General features: G+C 54.6%; 19 protein-coding genes. 18 read left to right on the forward strand and 1 reads right to left on the reverse strand.

What is annotated here, in order from left to right; all coding sequences use genetic code 11:
• Positions 1 to 26 precede the first annotated feature (26 nt).
• The 12 genes from seqA (at position 27) to nei (ending at position 11,313) form a co-directional block, all read left to right on the forward strand.
• Positions 27 to 575 carry a replication initiation negative regulator SeqA gene (gene seqA, locus EHV07_RS06695; protein WP_147196273.1) on the forward strand — a complete coding sequence of 183 codons (549 nt, stop codon included), beginning with the start codon at positions 27 to 29 and terminating at the stop codon, positions 573 to 575.
• Positions 576 to 607: 32 nt separating this feature from the next.
• Positions 608 to 2,248, forward strand: a complete 1,641-nt coding sequence (gene pgm, locus EHV07_RS06700) for a phosphoglucomutase (alpha-D-glucose-1,6-bisphosphate-dependent) (RefSeq protein WP_147196275.1) — start codon at positions 608 to 610, stop codon at positions 2,246 to 2,248.
• Positions 2,249 to 2,549: 301 nt separating this feature from the next.
• On the forward strand, positions 2,550 to 2,756 hold the full coding sequence (locus EHV07_RS06705; protein ID WP_147196277.1) for a YbfA family protein: 207 nt from the start codon (positions 2,550 to 2,552) through the stop codon (positions 2,754 to 2,756).
• 123 nt (positions 2,757 to 2,879) lie between these two features.
• Positions 2,880 to 3,836, forward strand: coding sequence for a 2-thiouracil desulfurase family protein (locus tag EHV07_RS06710; protein ID WP_147196279.1), 957 nt, complete (start codon positions 2,880 to 2,882; stop codon positions 3,834 to 3,836).
• A gap of 12 nt (positions 3,837 to 3,848) precedes the next feature.
• The gene (gene phrB / locus EHV07_RS06715) at positions 3,849 to 5,270 is read left to right on the forward strand and encodes a deoxyribodipyrimidine photo-lyase (RefSeq protein WP_147196281.1); all 1,422 of its coding nucleotides are present in this window, start codon (positions 3,849 to 3,851) and stop codon (positions 5,268 to 5,270) included.
• A gap of 118 nt (positions 5,271 to 5,388) precedes the next feature.
• Positions 5,389 to 6,132 (forward strand): type 2 GTP cyclohydrolase I, encoded by a 744-nt coding sequence (locus EHV07_RS06720; protein WP_147196283.1) that lies wholly within the window; start codon positions 5,389 to 5,391, stop codon positions 6,130 to 6,132.
• A 118-nt stretch (positions 6,133 to 6,250) separates the two neighbouring features.
• Positions 6,251 to 6,907 (forward strand): 5-oxoprolinase subunit PxpB, encoded by a 657-nt coding sequence (gene pxpB / locus EHV07_RS06725; protein ID WP_147196285.1) that lies wholly within the window; start codon positions 6,251 to 6,253, stop codon positions 6,905 to 6,907.
• On the forward strand, positions 6,901 to 7,833 hold the full coding sequence (pxpC, locus tag EHV07_RS06730) for a 5-oxoprolinase subunit PxpC (protein ID WP_147196287.1): 933 nt from the start codon (positions 6,901 to 6,903) through the stop codon (positions 7,831 to 7,833). The genes pxpB and pxpC overlap by 7 nt, the downstream gene beginning before the upstream one ends.
• On the forward strand, positions 7,823 to 8,560 hold the full coding sequence (gene pxpA, locus EHV07_RS06735) for a 5-oxoprolinase subunit PxpA (protein ID WP_147196289.1): 738 nt from the start codon (positions 7,823 to 7,825) through the stop codon (positions 8,558 to 8,560). Before pxpC ends, pxpA begins: the two co-directional genes overlap by 11 nt.
• A 45-nt stretch (positions 8,561 to 8,605) precedes the next feature.
• Positions 8,606 to 9,334, forward strand: coding sequence for a DUF969 domain-containing protein (locus EHV07_RS06740; protein ID WP_147196292.1), 729 nt, complete (start codon positions 8,606 to 8,608; stop codon positions 9,332 to 9,334).
• The gene (locus EHV07_RS06745; protein WP_147196294.1) at positions 9,331 to 10,320 is read left to right on the forward strand and encodes a DUF979 domain-containing protein; all 990 of its coding nucleotides are present in this window, start codon (positions 9,331 to 9,333) and stop codon (positions 10,318 to 10,320) included. The genes EHV07_RS06740 and EHV07_RS06745 overlap by 4 nt, the downstream gene beginning before the upstream one ends.
• A gap of 201 nt (positions 10,321 to 10,521) precedes the next feature.
• Entirely contained in the window at positions 10,522 to 11,313 is a 792-nt protein-coding gene (gene nei / locus EHV07_RS06755; RefSeq protein ID WP_147196296.1) for an endonuclease VIII, read from the forward strand.
• A 43-nt stretch (positions 11,314 to 11,356) separates the two neighbouring features.
• Here nei and EHV07_RS06760 read toward each other — a convergent pair whose 3' ends face one another.
• Positions 11,357 to 12,637 carry a citrate synthase gene (locus tag EHV07_RS06760; RefSeq protein WP_147196298.1) on the reverse strand — a complete coding sequence of 427 codons (1,281 nt, stop codon included), beginning with the start codon at positions 12,635 to 12,637 and terminating at the stop codon, positions 11,357 to 11,359.
• A gap of 618 nt (positions 12,638 to 13,255) precedes the next feature.
• Here EHV07_RS06760 and sdhC point away from each other — a divergent pair.
• The 6 genes from sdhC (at position 13,256) to odhB (ending at position 20,707) form a co-directional block, all read left to right on the forward strand.
• Positions 13,256 to 13,645, forward strand: a complete 390-nt coding sequence (sdhC, locus tag EHV07_RS06765; protein ID WP_147196300.1) for a succinate dehydrogenase cytochrome b556 subunit — start codon at positions 13,256 to 13,258, stop codon at positions 13,643 to 13,645.
• Positions 13,639 to 13,986 carry a succinate dehydrogenase membrane anchor subunit gene (sdhD, locus tag EHV07_RS06770; RefSeq protein ID WP_147196302.1) on the forward strand — a complete coding sequence of 116 codons (348 nt, stop codon included), beginning with the start codon at positions 13,639 to 13,641 and terminating at the stop codon, positions 13,984 to 13,986. Before sdhC ends, sdhD begins: the two co-directional genes overlap by 7 nt.
• 1 nt (position 13,987) lies before the next feature.
• Positions 13,988 to 15,754, forward strand: a complete 1,767-nt coding sequence (sdhA, locus tag EHV07_RS06775) for a succinate dehydrogenase flavoprotein subunit (RefSeq protein ID WP_147196304.1) — start codon at positions 13,988 to 13,990, stop codon at positions 15,752 to 15,754.
• An 18-nt stretch (positions 15,755 to 15,772) separates the two neighbouring features.
• Entirely contained in the window at positions 15,773 to 16,489 is a 717-nt protein-coding gene (locus EHV07_RS06780) for a succinate dehydrogenase iron-sulfur subunit (RefSeq protein ID WP_147196306.1), read from the forward strand.
• 166 nt (positions 16,490 to 16,655) lie between these two features.
• A complete protein-coding gene (gene sucA, locus EHV07_RS06785) occupies positions 16,656 to 19,463 on the forward strand; it encodes a 2-oxoglutarate dehydrogenase E1 component (RefSeq protein ID WP_147196308.1) in 2,808 nt (935 codons plus the stop codon).
• Between the two features lie 14 nt (positions 19,464 to 19,477).
• Complete coding sequence (gene odhB, locus EHV07_RS06790) at positions 19,478 to 20,707, forward strand: 2-oxoglutarate dehydrogenase complex dihydrolipoyllysine-residue succinyltransferase (protein WP_147196310.1); 1,230 nt, start codon at positions 19,478 to 19,480, stop codon at positions 20,705 to 20,707.
• Positions 20,708 to 20,778: the final 71 nt, after the last annotated feature.

A 20,778-nucleotide genomic window follows, 5' to 3' on the forward strand; every position in this document is an offset into this window, starting at 1 on the left:
ATCAGCAATAATCGTACTGGATCAAGATGAAAACTATTGAAGTCGACGAAGAGCTCTACCGTTATATCGCCAGCCACACTCAGCATATTGGTGAAAGCGCCTCTGACATTTTGCGCCGCATGCTTAAATTTTCCGCAGGCCAAAGCGCGCCGGCTGCGCCTGTCGCTGTTTCCAGCGCGACTGGCGAGAAAGTCGCAGCGCCTGTAAAAGAGGAAGCACGTCCGCAGGATCGCGTTCGCGCGGTTCGCGAGCTGCTGCTGTCGGATGAGTATGCTGAACAGAAAAAAGCGGTTAACCGCTTTATGCTGATTTTGTCGACTTTATACAATCTGGATCCCAAGGGATTTGCCGCCGCGACAGAATCACTTCTGGGCCGCACGCGCGTTTACTTTGCAGGTAATCAACAGACCCTGGTACAAAACGGCACCCATACCAAGCCACAGCATATTCCTGGGACGCCGTACTGGGTGATCACCAATACCAACACAGGTCGCAAACGCAGCATGGTTGAACATATCATGTCGTCAATGCAGTTCCCGACGGAACTGGCAGACAAAGTTTGCGGCACCCTCTAACTGATAAACTTTAGCGTCAGGGAGAAGCGCCAATGGCCAATCACCCCCGTGCCGGGCAACCAGCCCAGCAGAGCGATTTGATTAACGTTGCACAATTAACTTCGCAGTATTATGTCCTGCAACCTGAGCCAGGCAATGCAGAACATGCGGTGAAATTCGGCACATCCGGCCATCGCGGCAGTGCAGGACGTCATAGTTTCAATGAGACGCATATTCTGGCCATTGCTCAGGCAATCGCGGAAGAGCGTAAAAAGAATGGCGTTACAGGCCCTTGCTACGTAGGGAAAGATACGCACGCGCTGTCTGAACCGGCAATCATTTCCGTACTGGAAGTGCTGGCGGCCAACGGTGTTGATGTCATCGTGCAGCAGGACAACGGCTATACGCCAACGCCTGCGATTTCCAACGCCATCCTTGAGCATAATAAAGCAGGCGGCGCGCAGGCTGACGGTATCGTCATCACGCCTTCGCACAACCCACCTGAAGACGGCGGCATCAAGTACAATCCACCGAACGGCGGACCGGCTGATACTAACGTCACTAAAGTGGTTGAAGATCGTGCTAACGCCCTGATCAAAGATGGCCTGAAAGACGTTAAGCGTATCTCCCTGGCTAAAGCCTGGGAAAGCGGCCATTTGCAGGAGAAAGATCTGATCCAGCCTTATATTGAGGGCCTGGCGCAAATCATTGATATTCCTGCTATTCAGAAAGCCGGCCTGAAAATTGGCGTCGATCCATTAGGCGGCTCCGGCATTGCTTACTGGCAGCGTATTGCAGAATTCTACAACCTGGATCTGACTATCGTTAACGATTCTGTCGACCAGACCTTCCGCTTTATGCATCTGGATAAAGATGGCGTTATCCGTATGGATTGCTCGTCTGAGAGCGCGATGGCGGGCCTGCTGGCGCTGCGTGATAAGTTCGATCTCGCTTTTGCTAACGATCCGGATTATGACCGCCACGGTATCGTCACGCCTGCTGGCCTGATGAATCCTAACCATTACCTGGCTGTCGCGATCAATTACCTGTTCCAGCATCGTCCTCAGTGGGGCAAAGACGTTGCCGTCGGCAAAACGCTGGTATCCAGCGCGATGATCGACCGCGTGGTGAACGATATTGGCCGCAAGCTGGTGGAAGTCCCGGTTGGCTTCAAATGGTTTGTTGATGGTCTGTTTGACGGCAGCTTCGGCTTTGGCGGCGAAGAGAGCGCGGGTGCGTCTTTCCTGCGCTTTGACGGTTCGCCATGGTCTACTGACAAAGACGGCATCATCATGTGCCTGCTGGCGGCAGAGATCACGGCTGTCACCGGTAAAAATCCGCAGCAGCATTATGACGAGCTGGCTGAGCGTTTCGGTGCGCCAAGCTACAACCGCCTGCAGGCTTCTGCCACTTCTGCGCAAAAAGCAGCGCTGTCTAAGCTGTCACCAGAAATGGTCAGCGCAGATACGCTGGCTGGCGATCCGATCACTGCACGCCTGACTGCCGCGCCTGGCAACGGCGCGTCAATCGGCGGTCTGAAAGTGATGACCGAGAACGGCTGGTTTGCGGCTCGTCCGTCCGGTACGGAAGATGCCTATAAAATCTATTGTGAAAGCTTCCTGGGTGCTGAGCATCGCGAGAAGATCGAAAAAGAAGCAGTAGAAATTGTCAGTGAAGTGTTGAAAAACGCCTGATTGACCGTTTAACGGAAAGGCGCTGAATCCAGCGCCTTTTTTTTGTCTTTTTTACCCTCCTTTCTCACCGCTTCCTTATCCGTTGCGCGACTCGATAACCATTCAGCACGTTCGGCACAGGGTATTTATGTGAATGAAAAGTGATCAAAAGCACCCTGTTAACTTTTTTGTAACTTAATGACGGCCGACGGGCAAAAATGGCGATTTTTTCTACAAAATAGTGGTCGGATGAGTAGTAAAATTACAACGTAAGCGTTATCATTTTCGCCAGAATACCCCAGCCCATTTACCCGGAGGACGTATGAACCTTTATCAACCTTATTCGGTACGCCGTATTTTAATGCGTCGTCTTGCGGTGATCCTGGTCGGTGTCGCTGCATTACCCATCATGCTTTTCCGCCACGACAGAGCCAAATTTTATAGCTATCTGCACTGCGTCTGGTTAAAGACCAGTACCCAGCCAGTCTGGCTGGCGCAATCAGAAGCCGCAGGTGGCGATTTCTGGTGATAATCTCCCGCTCCGGCGGGATTTTTTTTGCCTTTCTTTCAACTTTTTCTCAGTATCACTGGGCCTGAAGGCAACTTTTCAGCTACACTTAAACTTCTACAAAACGTAGGAGGTTGTACAAGTATGAGCGAGAAAATTCCCGTGGGTATCAGTGCCTGCCTGCTTGGCGATAATGTCCGTTTCGACGGTGGTCACAAGCGCTGTGCGTTTGCAGCCGAAGATCTCGCCCCGTTTATGCGTTATGAGCCTGTTTGTCCGGAAATGGCGATTGGATTACCTACGCCTCGTCCTGCGTTACGCCTCACCGAAATGGCTGATGGCGAAGTCGAGCTGTGCTTTAGCAATGGTAAGGGCGAGCCGGTAACGGACGCGATGCAGCGCTTTTCAGAGAAGAAAATCTCCTCTCTGCATCACCTTTGCGGCTACATCGTATGTGCCAAATCACCGAGCTGCGGCATGGAGCGCGTGCGCGTTTATCAGCCCGACAACAACAACAATCGCAAGGCTGGCGAGGGTATCTTCACCCGCGAGCTGATGAAGCAAATGCCGTGGCTGCCGGTTGAAGAAGATGGTCGCCTGCACGACCCGGTTCTGCGTGAGAATTTTGTTGAACGCGTTTATACGCTGCATGAATTTAATGAAATGTGGCGCAGTGGCTTAACGCGCGGCAAGCTGATTGCCTTTCACAGTCGTTACAAGCTCTCACTGCTGGCGCATTCACAGCCTGAATATCGCGAAATAGGGCGTTTCGTCGCGGCCATCGAAAGCTGGTCTTCGCTGGAGGAGTATGCCATCGAATATCGTCAGCGCCTGATGGACTTGCTGAAGCACAAAGCGACGCGAGGCAACCACACTAACGTTATGATGCACGTTCAGGGGTACTTCCGACCGCAGCTGAACAGTAAACAACGGCAGGAACTCACCTCGCTGATCGAGCACTATCGTCAGGGATTGCAGCCGCTGTTAGCGCCGATGACCTTGCTTAAACATTACATGTCGGAATACCCCGATCCCTATCTGGCGCAGCAGCGTTATTTCGAACCTTACCCGGAAGCGCTGCGTCTGCGCTACGGTCATTAATTCTGGAGTTTCATGGCCACCCATCTGGTCTGGATGCGCAACGATCTGCGCATCCATGATAACTACGCCTTACACGCAGCCTGCCGGGATGCCAAAGCGACCGTCATTGCTTTGTTCATTGCCACGCCTGCCCAGTGGCAGACGCATCATATGGCAGCCAAACAGGCGGCATTTATCTATCAAAGCTTGCAGGAACTACAGGCTTCGCTGGCTGAAAAAGGGATTGCGCTGCACTGTCTGCACAGCAAAGACTTTACCGATTCTATCGGTGCGCTGACGGATTTTTGCCAGCAGCACAGCGTCGACCGGCTTTTTTATAATTATCAGTATGAAATTAATGAACGCGAGCGTGATGCGAAAGCCGAGCGGGCGCTCTCCGGGCTGGATATTGTTGTTCAGGGCTTTGATGACAGCCTGTTGCTGGCACCTGGCAGCGTACAAACCGGCAATCGTGAAATGTACAAAGTGTTCACGCCTTTCAGCCGGGCTTTTGTTAAGCGCCTGAACGAGGGATTACCCGAGTGCGTGCCTGCGCCACGCGCGCGCGAAGATGCGCCGCTGGCAAAAATACCGTCGCTCGAACCTTTTGATTATCCCTTTGAAGTGTTCGACCCGCAGCTATTTCCGGCAGGAGAAAAGGCGGCGCTACATCGCCTGCGTGAATTTAGCCAGCAGCCGGTAACCCACTATTCCAGCCGCCGTGATATTCCCGCGGTTGATGGTACCAGCCGTCTGTCGGCTTATCTGGCTATCGGGGTGCTTTCACCACGCCAGTGTTTGCACCGGCTGCTGCGGGAACATCCCGACGCGCTGGAAAATCAGCAGATTTTCACCTGGCTGAACGAGCTGATTTGGCGCGAATTTTATCGCCACCTACTCGTTGCCTGGCCGTCGCTGTGTAAGCACCAGCCGTTTATCGGCTGGACGAAAAAGGTGGCGTGGCAGCGCAATCAGGAACATCTGACGGCCTGGCAGCAGGGAAAAACCGGCTATCCAATTGTGGATGCCGCCATGCGACAGCTGAACAGCCTGGGCTGGATGCATAATCGCCTGCGGATGATCACCGCCAGTTTTCTGATTAAAGATCTGCTGATCGACTGGCGGGAAGGGGAGCGCTACTTTATGGCGCAGCTGCTTGATGGCGATCTGGCCGCCAACAACGGTGGCTGGCAGTGGGCCGCATCTACCGGTAACGACGCCGCACCTTATTTCCGTATCTTCAATCCGACTACGCAGGGTGAGCGTTTCGATAAAGACGGTGAGTTTATTCGCCAGTGGTTGCCCGAGCTGAAAGCGGTGCCGGATAAGCATATTCATCAACCTCATGCCTGGGCAAAGCAGCAGAAAATCTCGCTGGACTATCCCGATCCGATCGTGGACCACAAAGAAGCCCGTAAGCAAACGCTCGCGGCTTATGAAGCTGCCAGAAAATAACCGTTCCCAGCGGGCGGTTTTCTCCGCCCGTTCTCATCGATTGCCCCGTCTGCTATTGTTGCCGTTATCCCTCGCTTAAGGCTTTGATTTATTCCAGCCAGCACTTTCAGGAACAGTTATGCGAAATACCGAACTCGAACAAATCGTTAATCAGCAATTAAATACCGCGACCTTCAGCGACTATGCGCCAAACGGGCTTCAGGTTGAAGGACGCGAAGAAATAAAGAAAATCGTTACCGGCGTCACCGCCTGTCAGGCTTTACTGGATGAAGCCGTCCGTCTGAAGGCGGATGCGGTGCTGGTACATCACGGCTATTTCTGGAAAAGCGAAGCGCCGGTGATTAAAGGCATGAAGCGCAACCGGTTGAAGACGCTGCTGGCGAACGATATCAATTTGTATGGCTGGCATCTGCCGCTGGATGCGCACCCGGAGCTGGGCAACAACGCGCAGCTGGCAAAAATGTTTGGCATTACCGTTAAGGGCGAGGTGATGCCGCTGGTGCCATGGGGCGAGCTGCCGGAGGCGTTGACCGGCGAGCAGCTGGCGGAACGTATCAGCAACGTGCTGGGACGCGAACCGCTGCACTGCGGTGATAATGCGCCACGCCTGATCCGCCGTATTGCCTGGTGTTCCGGCGGCGGACAGGGCTTTATTGATGCCGCTGCCGCTTTTGGCGTGGATGCGTTTATCACGGGTGAAGTCTCCGAGCAGACCATCCACAGCGCCCGCGAGCAGGGACTGCACTTCTTTGCCGCTGGCCATCACGCTACCGAACGCGGCGGCATCAAAGCGCTGGGTGAATGGCTGGCGGAAAATCATGGACTTGATGTCAGCTTTATCGATATTGCCAATCCTGCCTGATCCTGAACGGGCGGTTTTTACCACCGCCCATCACTGTTGTTGACACAACTCTTACATTTCCGCATAACTAGCTGTCCAGCAATTGAGTGGCCTCGATAAGCAGGCCCGGAGGAGTGTTTTGCAACGAGCACGTTGTTACCTTTTAGGCGAACGCGCGGTAGTGCTTGAGCTGGAACCCCCTGTTTCACTCAACAGCCAGCAGCGTATCTGGGGATTGTCGGCTCGCCTGACAAAACGACCTGAAGTGATCGAGGTCATCCCCGGTATGAACAACATCACGGTCATTCTTAGCGATCCGCAGAACACGGCGCTGGACGCCATCGAATGGCTACAGAACGGGTGGGAAAAAAGCGAAGCGCTTGAGTTGGACACGCGGCAGATCGCGATCCCCGTTATCTACGGCGGCGCTGCCGGGCCGGATTTGGATGAAGTTGCGCATCTTAGCGGCCTGACGCCACGACAGGTAGTCGAAGCGCACGCGGCGGCACACTACACCGTTTATTTTATCGGCTTTCAGCCGGGTTTCCCTTATATGGCCGGACTTGACGAACGCATTCATACGCCTCGTCGCGCCGAGCCACGCGTTGCGGTTCCGGCAGGATCGGTGGGTATTGGCGGTAGCCAGACCGGCGTTTATCCGCTTTCCGCGCCGGGCGGCTGGCAGCTAATTGGCCTGACCACAGTCGCGCTTTTCACGCCGGAACAGCAGCCTCCGACCTATTTACGGCCGGGCGACAGCGTGCGATTTGTGCCGCAAAAGGAGGGGATATGCTGAAAATTTTACGTGCCGGGATGAGCACCACGCTACAGGATGCGGGCCGCACCGGTTGGCGTCAGTACGGTATCAGCTGTGGCGGTGTACTGGATCGGCCTGCGATGGAAACGGCCAATTTGCTGGTGGGCAATCAGCGAACCCGTGCGGTGCTGGAAATCACCCTGGGGCAGTTCTGCGCCGAGTTCGGCCGCGACGGCTGGATCGCGTTGACGGGCGCAGGATGCAACGCGGAACTGGACGGTAAACCCGTCTGGACCGGCTGGCGTACCGCAGTAAAAAAAGGTCAGCGCCTGACGCTGAAGATGCCGCAGCGCGGGATGCGCAGCTATCTTGCGGTTGATGGCGGTTTTGCGGTTCCCGAGGTGTTGGGATCGTGCAGTACCGATGTTAAAGCGGGCTTTGGCGGATTTAACGGCCAGCGCATTCAGGACGGTGACCTCCTGCCGCTTGCCGATCCGGCGCAGCATTTCAATAAGCCCGCCGGCGTGCGTCAGCTGCTGTTTGGCAACCGTGTCCGCGCCATGGTTGGGCCGGAATACTCTGAGTTCAGTCCGGAAAGCCGCGAAATATTCTGGCGAACGTCATGGCAGCTTAACCCACAAAGTAACCGTATGGGTTATCGCTTGCAGGGCCGGGCACTGACGCGTACTGCTAAGCGTGAAATGTTATCGCACGGGCTTCTTCCCGGCGTCATCCAGGTGCCGCCTAACGGTCAGCCCATCGTGTTAATGGCCGATGCCCATACCACGGGCGGCTATCCACGAATCGCCTGCGTAATTGAGGCCGATCTCTATCATCTGGCGCAGATCCGTTTAGGGGAGCCGATTCACTTTGTCCACTGTTCGCTGGAAGAAGCGCTTCAGGCGAAGCGGGAACAGCAACGCGTCATTGAGCAAATGGCCTGGGGGTTACAACATGAAGGTTGATCTTAATGCCGATCTGGGCGAGGGCTGCGGTAACGATCGGGCGTTGTTGCAGCAGGTCTCCTCCGCCAACATCGCCTGTGGTTTCCATGCGGGTGATGCACAAACCATGAGGCAGAGCGTGCTTTGGGCGCTGGAATATGGTGTGGCAATTGGTGCGCATCCCAGTTTTCCCGACCGTGAAAATTTTGGCCGCACCCGAATGCAGCTTCCGGCAGAAACGGTACGGGCGCAGGTTATTTATCAGATCGGCGCGCTGAAGGCAATTGCACAAAGTGAAGGCGGCAGGCTGGTGCACGTTAAGCCACACGGCATGCTTTACAACCAGTCAGCGCAGGAGCCACAGCTGGCAGAAGCGATAGCACAAGCGGTGCTGGCCGTTGATGCCAGCCTGATTCTGGTCGGGCTGGCGAACAGCGAGTCGATTCGGGCCGCGCGTTCTCTGGGGCTGGCGACTAAACAAGAAGTTTTTGCCGACCGGGGCTATCAGGCTGACGGTACGCTGGTACCACGTTCTCAGCCAGGCGCGCTGATTGAGAGCGATGAGCAGGCCATTTCTCAAACGCTCAGCATGATCCAGCAGGGAAAAGTGCAGAGTATTACGGGTGAGTGGGTCAGTGTTCAGGCCGACACCGTTTGTCTGCACGGTGATGGCGCTCACGCGCTGGCTTTTGCCCGTCAGCTTCGCGAAGCATTTTCAGCGCAAAAAATTGACGTCAGCAGCCGCTGAAACAGGCGCAACGCCTGAAGAATGCCGCGCAACTTCGGAGGATGCATGGAAAATGCAGTAAATTTGTGGCCGCTGGCAGGCATTGCCGCCATCATTATCGGCTTTTTGTTACGTTTTAACCCGGCGCTGGTGGTGATTGTCTCCGGTATTATTACCGGTCTGGCCGCGTATATGCCGGTTGGCGATATTTTGGAAAAACTCGGATCCGGCTTTTTAAATACCCGTAATTTGCCGCTGATCCTGCTGCTGCCGCTGGTGGTGATTGGCCTGCTCGAACGTCACGGCCTTAAGGAGCGCGCGCAGGCGTGGATTGGGCAGATCAAAAGCGCCACGGCGGGCCGTTTGCTGATTGTTTATTTGCTGGCTCGTGAACTGACGGCGGCGATGGGACTGACCAGCCTGGGCGGCCATCCACAAATGGTACGTCCGCTGCTGGCACCGATGGCGGAAGGTACAACGGAGAATCGCTATGGCGATCTACCCCCAGAGGTTCGTCATCGGCTGCGCGCGATGGCCGCGGCAACGGATAACGTCGGTCTGTTTTTCGGCGAGGACATTTTTGTCGCCTTCGGCGCCATTATTTTTATGCATAATTTTATGCAGGAGGCCGCAGGCATCCAGACCGACCCGCTGCAAATTGCCATCTGGGGCATCCCCACCGCCGTTTGTGCTTTTTTGATCCATGCTTTCCGCTTACGTCGGCTGGATAAAACGCTGGCTGCCGAACTCTCCGCGCTTAGCGCACAGGCGCTGAAAGCAAAAGGGGAACGCTGATGTTTGAGCAGCAATATTTGTTCTGGCTGGCCAGCCTGCTGATGCTGGTGGTGGCGGTAATGTCCTGGCGGGATAAAGCCAATCCCCGACGCCTGACCACCGGGCTTTTCTGGGCGCTGTATGCGCTGGTGTTCTTTGTCGGTGACTGGACGGCGGAACTGATCGGTGCCCGGTCATTGCATATCATTATTGGCGTCATTGTTGTGGTGATGGCACTGATCGCCGGGCTTGGCGGTGTGAAACTGGGTTCTTATCACCAGCGCAGCCGTGAACAGCGCGAAGCCAGCGCTCAGCGGTTGCGTAACCGCTTATTCCTTCCGGCTTTGGCTATTCCCGTGGTCACGGTAGCCGGTGTGCTGTTAATCAATAATCTTCCTGGTCTGCAACTGGCACTGTTTGGGGCGGGCAACCACGCTACGCTTATCACGCTGTTTTCGATGACGATCGGCTGTCTTGTCAGCTGGTTGATTGCATTGAAATTGACGCGGGAAGGGCCGGCACAATCGGTGCAGGAAGCTCGCCGCCTGCTGGATGCTATCGGCTGGGCGTTTATTCTGCCTCAGCTGCTGGCGACGCTGGGCCTGCTGTTCACCACCGCTGGCGTCGGCACGGCAATTACTCATCTGACGGAAACGTATCTGGCCGTGGACAGCCGTTTCGCTGCGGTGGCGACCTATGCGATAGGCATGGCGCTGCTGACCATGGTGATGGGCAATGCCTTTGCCGCTTTTCCGATTGTGACGGCAGGGATCGGCATTCCCATCCTGGTTTTACAACATCATGGCAATCCGGCCGTGATGGCGGCGATCGGAATGTTTTCCGGCTATTGCGGCACGCTGATGACGCCGATGGCCGCCAATTACAATCTTGTACCGGCGGCATTGCTGGAGCTGCCGGATCGTAACGCGGTGATCAAAGCCCAGATCCCAACGGGCGTGCTATTGTTAATAGCGAATATTTTCCTGCTCTGGTTTTTAATGTTCTGACGAGGCAGCGCTGACAACAGTGCTGGTCACCGCCTTCGAACCTTTTGATGGCGAACTGATAAATTCTTCCTGGCGTCGCCAGCATGCCGCTACAGACCACAAGACTGGCGCTGGAAATGGCGCTGAGCATTGCACTAACGGTAGAAGAAGATCGTCGGCTGGAAGGTGGCGCAACACACTGAATAATGAAGGATGTGATAAATGCCAGAGGGTCCTGAGATCCGCCGGGCGGCGGATAAACTGGAAGCGGCGATTAAAGGTAAAACGCTGACCGATGTCTGGTTTGCATTTCCGCAGCTGAAAACGTACGAATCTTCGCTGATCGGTGAGCGGGTAGAGGCCATCGAAACGCGGGGGAAAGCCATTTTGACCCACTTTTCCAATGGGCTGACGCTTTACAGTCATAACCAACTGTACGGCGTCTGGCGCGTGGTAAAAAGCGGAACGGAACCACAAAGCAATCGAATATTACGGGTTCGGCTGGCCGCGGAAGATAAAACGCTGTTGCTCTACAGCGCCTCTGACATTGAAATGCATAACCAGGATACGCTGGGCGCGCACCCGTTTCTTCTACGGGTCGGGCCTGACGTGCTGGATATGACGCTGACGACTGAGCAGGTGAAAGAACGTCTGCTGTCGGCTAAATTCCGGCGGCGTCAGTTTAGCGGCCTGCTGCTTGACCAGGCATTTTTGGCGGGGTTGGGTAACTATCTGCGAGTGGAAATTCTCTGGCAGGCTGCGCTGGCACCCCAGCACAAAGCGCAGGATCTTTCACCGGAGCAGTTAGAGGTATTGGCGCAGGCGCTGCTGGATATTCCCCGGCTCTCTTATCAAACGCGCGGCGTGGCAAAGGAGAACAAGCATCATGGCGCACTGTTCAGCTTCAAAGTTTTTCACCGCGCCGGAAAAGCCTGCGAGCGCTGCGGTGGGATCATTGAAAAAACGTCGCTCTCCTCAAGGCCTTTTTACTGGTGTCCTGGCTGCCAGCAATAAAAAAAGCGCCGCAATGCGGCGCTTCTCATCTTTCCGACACGCGTTATTTGCTGTGTGACGTGAAGTCGCGCTGATCGTAGCCGGTATAAAGCTGGCGAGGACGGGCAATTTTGATGCCGTCGTCGTGCATCTCTTTCCAGTGAGCGATCCAGCCAACGGTACGCGCCATCGCGAAGATAACCGTAAACATGGAAGAAGGAATGCCCATCGCTTTCAGGATCAGACCTGAATAGAAATCGACGTTCGGATAGAGTTTGCGCTCAATGAAGTACGGGTCGTTTAGCGCGATATGTTCCAGCTCCATCGCCACTTCCAGCAAATCATCCTTCATGCCCAGCTCTTTCAGCACTTCGTGGCAAGTATCGCGCATCACGGTGGCACGTGGATCGTAGTTTTTGTAAACACGGTGACCAAAGCCCATCAGGCGGAAAGAGTCATTTTTATCTTTCGCTCGCTTGATGAATTCCGGAATGTGCTCCACGGTTTTAATCTCTTCCAGCATTCGCAGACAGGCTTCGTTTGCGCCGCCATGCGCCGGTCCCCACAGTGAAGCAATACCCGCCGCGATACAGGCAAACGGGTTAGCGCCGGAAGAACCTGCTGTACGCACGGTAGAGGTTGAGGCGTTCTGCTCGTGATCGGCATGCAGGATCAAAATACGATCCATCGCGCGTTCCAATACCGGGTTCACCACGTAATCTTCACACGGCGTGGAGAACATCATGTTCAGGAAGTTGGCGGAGTAGGAGAGATCGTTGCGCGGATAGACGAAGGGCTGGCCAATCGAATACTTGTAACACATTGCCGCAACGGTTGGCATTTTGGACAGCAAGCGGAAGGCAGCAATTTCACGGTGACGCTCTATATTGACGTCCATCGCATCGTGATAGAAAGCCGCCAGCGCGCCGGTCACGCCACACATCACCGCCATCGGGTGAGAATCACGGCGGAAGCCGCGGAACAGATGGTGGATTTGCTCATGGATCATCGTATGACGCGTCACGATAGTACGGAATTCGTCAAACTGTTCTTTGGTTGGCGCTTCGCCATTCAGCAGGATATAGCACACTTCAAGATAATTAGAGTGCAGCGCCAGCTGATCGATAGGGAAACCACGGTGCAGCAGAATACCTTCGTCACCGTCGATATAGGTAATTTTAGACTCGCAGGACGCCGTAGACGTGAAGCCCGGGTCAAAGGTGAAATATCCTTTAGAGCCGAGACTACGGACATCAATCTCTTCCTGGCCTAACGTGCCACTCAGCACATCAAGTTCAATAGCCGCTTCACCCGGCAGGTTTAGCGTTGCTTTTTTATCAGCCATTTACAGTCTCCTTAGCGCCTTATCGATGAATCTATGACACCGGAAAAGCTATTATGCCCACCGCTGTGTGCTGATAAATTCATCAACTCTGTGGCATCTTATAATGTGCAGGGTACAGAGTGACGGGCACGTGCAGGCCGGGAGGGCATAATCGGGCTTCATTTCGCAGTTGTTAAAGATTCGGTCTGGTCGTAACTTATCAGTACCCGATACTCAGTGTGTCTATCACACCAATGTTACATAACTTGTGCTTAGGTGAAAGTGTATCCCCATAACTTTTGTGCATCATAGAACTTTTCACGCAGAGTTTGTAACAAGAATGTTGAAACTTTGTCAAATCAGATAATTAAATTTGTATAAATTGTGAAAAATGTGAGTGGGATCACTGTTCCACCGAAATGTTCCCAAGATGTTTGTAGGGGAATTGTAATGAGTTTGTGATCGACCTATACTGCCGCCAGGTCTCCGGAATACCCTGACACCAGGAGCCACCCAGCGTTTGTTTTACCGCGTCAATTAACACTGGATGTTGCTGTTTTGGTGCCGGTACAGAGCTTTACCACGCCCGTGGAAGGTTCTGAGCTTCAGGACCGGAGGAAGCAAAATAAGAAAGGCTGTGTGGGCAAAACCGTGAAAAAACAAAGACCTGTCAACTTGGATCTCTCAACGATCCGGTTTCCCGTTACTGCAATAGCGTCTATTCTCCACCGCGTGTCCGGCGTCATTACCTTTGTGGCCGTTGGAATACTGCTCTGGTTACTGGGCCTGTCACTCTCTTCGCCGGAAGGCTTCCTGCAGGCGTCAGCCGTGATGGATAGCTTTTTTGTTAAATTCATTATGTGGGGCATTCTTACCGCGCTGGCATATCATATTGTCGGTGGTGTTCGCCATATGTTAATGGATTTTGGCTACCTGGCAGAGACGCAAGTGGTGGGAACGCGCTCAGCGCAAATCTGCTTTGGTATCACCGTCGTGCTTTCAATTCTGGCTGGAGTCCTCGTATGTTAAGCAACGCTTCTGCATTAGGACGCAACGGCGTTCATGACTGGCTGCTGGTACGCGCATCAGCAATTATTATGACGCTCTACGTGCTCTACATCCTCGGTTTTGTGGTGATATCGGACACGCTAACCTATGAGATCTGGCGCGGATTTTTTGCCTCCTCCGTTACTAAAGTTTTCACGCTGCTGACGCTGTTCTCCATTTTGATGCATGGCTGGATAGGGATGTGGCAGGTGCTGACAGACTACGTCAAACATCTGGCGACCCGTTTGCTGTTGCAGATGGCGATTGTCGTGGCGCTGTTTGTCTATGCGATTTATGGAACTGTAGTTGTGTGGGGTGCGTAAAATGAAGTTGCCAGTCAGAGAGTTTGACGCCGTTGTAGTCGGCGCTGGTGGTGCAGGCATGCGTGCTGCGCTACAGATTTCCCAATCGGGCCAAACCTGCGCCCTGTTATCGAAAGTCTTCCCAACCCGTTCGCATACTGTGTCTGCTCAGGGCGGTATCACCGTTGCGCTGGGCAATACCCATGACGACAACTGGGAATGGCACATGTACGACACGGTCAAAGGTTCCGACTATATCGGTGACCAGGACGCGATCGAATATATGTGTAAAACCGGCCCGGAGGCGATTCTGGAGCTGGAGCATATGGGTCTGCCTTTCTCCCGTCTGGACGATGGACGCATTTATCAGCGTCCCTTTGGCGGCCAGTCGAAAAATTTTGGCGGTGAGCAGGCAGCACGTACTGCTGCTGCTGCTGACCGTACCGGTCATGCGTTACTGCATACCCTTTACCAGCAGAACCTGAAAAACAAGACCACCATTTTCTCCGAGTGGTATGCGCTGGATCTGGTTAAAAACGCTGACGGCGCTATCGTTGGCTGTACCGCGCTGAATATTGAAGATGGCGAAGTCGTCTATTTCAAAGCGCGTGCGACGGTGCTGGCGACGGGCGGCGCGGGCCGCATTTATCAATCCACCACCAACGCCCATATCAATACCGGTGACGGTGTAGGCATGGCGTTGCGTGCCGGCGTGCCGGTGCAGGATATGGAAATGTGGCAGTTCCATCCGACAGGCATTGCCGGTGCAGGCGTGCTGGTGACGGAAGGCTGTCGTGGTGAAGGCGGTTATCTGCTGAACAAGCACGGCGAACGCTTTATGGAACGCTATGCGCCAAACGCGAAAGATCTGGCAGGCCGAGACGTGGTTGCCCGCTCAATGATGATTGAGATCCGTGAAGGCCGTGGCTGTGAAGGGCCATGGGGACCGCATATCAAACTGAAACTCGATCATCTGGGAAGCGAAGTACTGGAAGCTCGTCTGCCGGGCATTCTTGAATTGTCACGTACCTTTGCTCACGTGGATCCGGTAAAAGAACCGATTCCTGTTATTCCAACCTGCCACTACATGATGGGTGGCATTCCGACGAAAGTGACCGGTCAGGCGCTGACGGTCAACGAGCAGGGCGAAGATGTTGTTGTGCCGGGGCTGTTTGCCGTTGGCGAAATCGCCTGCGTCTCCGTGCATGGTTCCAACCGTCTGGGCGGCAACTCGCTGTTGGATCTGGTGGTATTTGGCCGTGCAGCGGGTCTGCATCTGCAACAGTCTATCCAGGAGCAGGGCGAACTGCTGGACGCTACCGACGACGAGATCGATGCGTCGCTGGCTCGCCTCAACCGCTGGAACAACACCGAGACCGGTGAAGATCCTGTTGAACTGCGTAAGGCTCTGCAAACCTGCATGCAAAATAACTTCTCGGTGTTCCGCGAAGGCGATGCAATGGCGAAAGGCCTTGAGGAACTGAAAGTCCTGCGCGAGCGCCTGAAAAATGCCCGTCTGGATGACCGTTCGCCTGACTTTAATACCCAGCGTATTGAGTGTCTGGAGCTGGATAACCTGATGGAAACCGCTTACGCCACGGCCGTCGCCGCTAACTATCGTACCGAAAGCCGTGGTGCTCACAGTCGCTTTGATTACCCTGAACGTGACGATGCAAACTGGTTATGCCACAGCGTGTATCTGCCGCAAACCGAAAGCATGACTCGCCGTGAGGTGAACATGCAGCCAAAACTGCGCGCGGCCTTCCCGCCGAAAGCACGTACTTACTAGTTTGCGGAGAATAAGAACATGAAAATCGAATTTTCTGTTTATCGTTATAACCCGGACGTGGACGACGCGCCGCGGATGCAGGATTACAGCCTGGAGTCGGAAGAAGGGCGGGACATGATGCTGCTGGATGCGCTGATCCAGCTGAAAGAGCAGGATTCGACGCTGGCTTTCCGCCGCTCATGCCGTGAAGGGGTTTGCGGCTCCGACGGCATCAACATGAACGGTAAAAATGGCCTGGCCTGTATCACGCCGGTCTCTGCTCTGGGTGCAGGAAAACGCAAAATTGTCATCCGACCACTGCCCGGTTTACCGGTAATCCGGGATTTGGTAGTAGACATGGGACAGTTCTACACTCAGTATGAGAAGATTAAGCCTTACTTGTTGAATAATGGGGAAAATCCACCGGCTCGCGAGCACTTGCAGCAGCCTGAACAACGCGAAAAGCTGGATGGTCTGTACGAATGTATACTTTGTGCATGCTGTTCGACCTCCTGCCCGTCGTTCTGGTGGAACCCGGACAAGTTTATTGGTCCGGCAGGGCTGCTGGCCGCTTACCGTTTCCTGATCGACAGTCGCGATACGGAAACCGGCCCGCGTCTGGACAATCTGAGCGATGCGTTCAGCGTGTTCCGCTGCCACAGTATTATGAACTGCGTGAGCGTTTGTCCGAAAGGGCTAAACCCGACACGCGCCATCGGCCATATTAAGTCGATGCTGTTACAGAGAAGCGCGTAAGCGTAACTCACCCGGAGACCTGCTGGTCTCCGGCTGTTTTATCAGGCTGAGTCCCGCTGATAAATGCGGAGCAAGGCCTGCGGCAAGTCGCTTATGCGGCGCGGGACATGCTTGTTCCGTTAAATTTTCACGGCGAAAAAAAGCACAAAATGCTTAAGGGATCACAATGCAGAACAGCGCGATGAAACCGTGGCTGGACTCCTCCTGGCTGGCCGGCGCGAACCAGACCTACATAGAGCAGCTCTATGAGGACTATCTAACCGATCCTGACTCTGTTGACGTTGCCTGGAAATCGCTGTTCCAGCAGCTTCCTGGCGCTGGAGTCAGGCCTGAACAATTCCATTCGACAACCCGCGAGTATTTCAAGCGGCTGGCAAAAGACGCCACGCGCTATACCTCTTCCGTCAGCGATCCCGATACCAATGCCAAGCAGGTTAAAGTCCTACAGCTGATTAACGCCTTCCGTTTCCGTGGGCATCAGCTGGCGAATCTCGATCCGCTGGGACTGTGGCAGCAGGAATCGGTACCGGATTTGGATCCTGCCTTTCACGATCTGACCGAAGCGGATTTTCAGGAAACCTTTAACGTAGGATCTTTTGCGTTTGGCAAAGACACCATGCGTTTAGGCGATCTGTTTGATTTGCTGAAGCAAACCTATTGCGGTTCGATTGGCGCAGAATACATGCATATCACCAACACCGAAGAAAAACGCTGGATCCAACAGCGTATTGAATCGGTGGCGGGTCAGGCTTCTTTCTCGACGGACGAGAAAAAAGGTTTCCTGAAACAGCTGACCGCAGCGGAAGGGCTGGAACGCTATCTGGGTGCCAAATTCCCGGGCGCGAAACGCTTCTCGCTGGAAGGCGGTGATGCACTGGTGCCGATGCTGAATGAAATGATTCGGCATGCAGGTAAAAGCGGTACGCGTGAAGTGGTGTTGGGCATGGCGCACCGTGGCCGCCTGAACGTGCTGATTAACGTGCTGGGTAAAAAGCCGCAGGACCTGTTTGACGAATTCTCAGGCAAGCATAAAGAGCACCTCGGTACCGGCGACGTGAAATATCACATGGGCTTCTCGTCCGATGTGGAAACCGAAGGCGGCATGGTGCATCTGGCGCTGGCGTTCAACCCGTCGCACCTTGAGATTGTCAGTCCGGTAGTGATGGGATCGGTCCGCGCCCGTCTGGATCGTCTGGATGAACCGAGCAGCAATAAAGTATTACCTATCACCATTCACGGTGATGCGGCAGTGACCGGTCAGGGCGTGGTTCAGGAAACGCTGAACATGTCTCAGGCGCGCGGCTACGAAGTGGGCGGTACCGTGCGTATCGTGATCAATAACCAGATTGGTTTCACCACTTCCAACCCGAAAGATGCCCGTTCCACCCAGTACTGTACCGATATCGGCAAAATGGTACTGGCTCCTATTTTCCACGTTAATGCTGACGATCCTGAAGCGGTGGCGTTTGTTACCCGCCTGGCGTTGGATTTCCGTAACACCTTCAAACGCGACGTCTTTATTGACCTGGTTTGTTATCGCCGTCACGGCCATAACGAAGCGGATGAGCCAAGCGCGACTCAGCCGGTAATGTACCAGAAAATCAAGAAACACCCGACGCCGCGCAAGCTCTATGCCGACAGGCTGGAACGTGAACATATCGCCAGCCTGGAAGATGCCACGGAAATGGTCAACCTGTACCGCGACGCGCTGGACGCGGGCGAATGCGTGGTGCCGGAATGGCGTCCGATGAGCCTGCACTCCTTTACCTGGTCGCCGTATCTTAACCATGACTGGGATGAAAGCTATCCTTCCACGCTGGATCTGAAACGGTTGCAGGAGCTGGCAAAACGTATCAGTACCGTGCCAGAAGCAATTGAGATGCAGTCGCGCGTGGCGAAGATTTACAACGATCGCGCCGCCATGGCGGCAGGCGACAAGCCGTTCGACTGGGGGGCTGCTGAAAACCTGGCTTATGCCACGCTGGTAGATGAAGGCATTCCATGCCGTCTTTCTGGTGAAGACATGGGCCGTGGCACCTTCTTCCACCGTCATGCGGTTATTCATAACCAGGCGAACGGTTCGACCTGGACGCCGTTACAGCACATCCATAACGGCCAGGGCACGTTCAAGGTCTGGGACTCGGTTCTTTCTGAAGAAGCGGTGTTGGCGTTTGAATACGGTTATGCGACGGCAGAACCGCGCACGCTGACCATTTGGGAAGCGCAGTTCGGTGACTTTGCCAACGGCGCTCAGGTGGTCATCGACCAGTTCATCAGCTCCGGCGAACAGAAATGGGGCCGGATGTGTGGCCTGGTGATGCTGCTGCCGCACGGCTATGAAGGTCAGGGCCCGGAACACTCCTCAGCGCGCCTTGAACGCTATTTGCAGCTGTGCGCAGAACAGAATATGCAGGTTTGCGTGCCTTCCACGCCCGCTCAGGTTTACCACATGCTGCGTCGTCAGGCGCTGCGCGGTATGCGCCGTCCGCTGGTAGTGATGTCGCCTAAATCTCTGCTGCGTCATCCGCTGGCGATCTCTTCACTGGAAGAGCTGGCTAACGGCGGCTTCCAGCCGGCGATTGGTGAAATTGACGATCTGGATCCGCAAGGCGTTAAGCGTGTGGTGATGTGTTCCGGCAAAGTGTATTACGACCTGCTGGAAAAACGCCGCAAAAACGAGCAGACCGATGTGGCTATCGTGCGTATCGAACAGCTCTATCCGTTCCCGCATAAGGCGGTACAGGACAAGCTGCAACAATACTCGCACGTGCATGATTTTGTCTGGTGCCAGGAAGAGCCACTCAATCAGGGTGCCTGGTACTGCAGTCAGCATCATTTCCGCGAAGTGTTGCCATTTGGTGCTTCATTACGTTACGCCGGTCGCCCCGCTTCGGCTTCCCCGGCAGTTGGCTATATGTCCGTTCACCAGCAGCAGCAGCAAGATCTGGTAAATGACGCGCTGAACGTTAATTAATTAAAGGAAAAATAATGAGTAGCGTAGATATCCTCGTTCCCGACCTGCCTGAGTCCGTTGCCGATGCCTCCGTGGCAACCTGGCACAAGAAACCGGGCGATACCGTCCAGCGTGACGAAGTACTGGTAGAAATTGAAACGGACAAAGTTGTGCTGGAAGTGCCTGCTTCTGCCGATGGCGTGCTGGAAGCGATTCTGGAAGACGAAGGCGCAACCGTCACTTCTCGTCAGACGCTGGGCCGCCTGAAAGAAGGCAACAGCGGCGGTAAAGAGAGTTCAGCGAAACCGGAGGCGAAAGAGTCTACTCCGGCTCAGCGTCAGAGCGCTTCGTTAGAAGATGAGAGCAATGATGCGCTCAGCCCGGCTATTCGTCGCCTGATTGCGGAACACAATCTTGATCCGGCTGCCATCAAAGGCACCGGCGTTGGTGGCCGTCTGACGCGTGAAGATGTGGAAAAACATCTGGCCAAAGCGCCAGAAGCCAAACCGGCTGAAGCGAAGGCGCCACAGGCTGCCACAGCGGCGCCAGCACCTTCACTGGCGGGCCGCAGCGAAAAACGCGTACCGATGACTCGTCTGCGTAAGCGTATCGCCGAACGTCTGCTGGAAGCGAAAAACAGCACCGCAATGCTGACAACGTTTAACGAAGTCAACATGCAGCCAATCATGAATCTGCGTAAGCAGTATGGTGAAGCGTTTGAGAAGCGCCACGGCATTCGCCTGGGCTTTATGTCCTTCTACCTGAAAGCCGTGGTTGAAGCGCTGAAGCGTTTCCCGGAAGTGAACGCGTCTATCGACGGCGAAGATGTGGTTTACCACAACTACTTTGATGTCAGTATTGCGGTTTCCACGCCTCGCGGCCTGGTCACGCCGGTACTGAAAGATATCGATGCGCTGGGCATGGCGGATATCGAGAAGAAAATCAAAGAGCTGGCGATCAAGGGCCGCGATGGCAAACTGACCGTAGACGAGCTTACCGGCGGTAACTTCACCATTACCAACGGCGGCGTCTTCGGTTCACTGATGTCCACGCCAATCATCAACCCACCGCAGAGCGCGATCCTTGGCATGCACGCCATTAAAGATCGCCCTATGGCGGTGAATGGTCAGGTTGTGATCCTGCCAATGATGTATCTGGCACTCTCTTATGACCACCGCCTGATCGACGGAAAAGAATCCGTCAGCTTCCTGGTGGCAATCAAAGAGCTGCTGGAAGATCCTTCACGTCTGCTGCTGGACGTTTAATCCCTGTCGGGTGCGGGCGGTTACCGCACCCAACCCTATGTGTGGCCGACACGCCGGCATTTGCCGGATTC

The sequence above is a fragment of the Pantoea sp. CCBC3-3-1 genome, assembly GCF_007981265.1.
Taxonomy (GTDB): Bacteria; Pseudomonadota; Gammaproteobacteria; order Enterobacterales; family Enterobacteriaceae; genus Erwinia.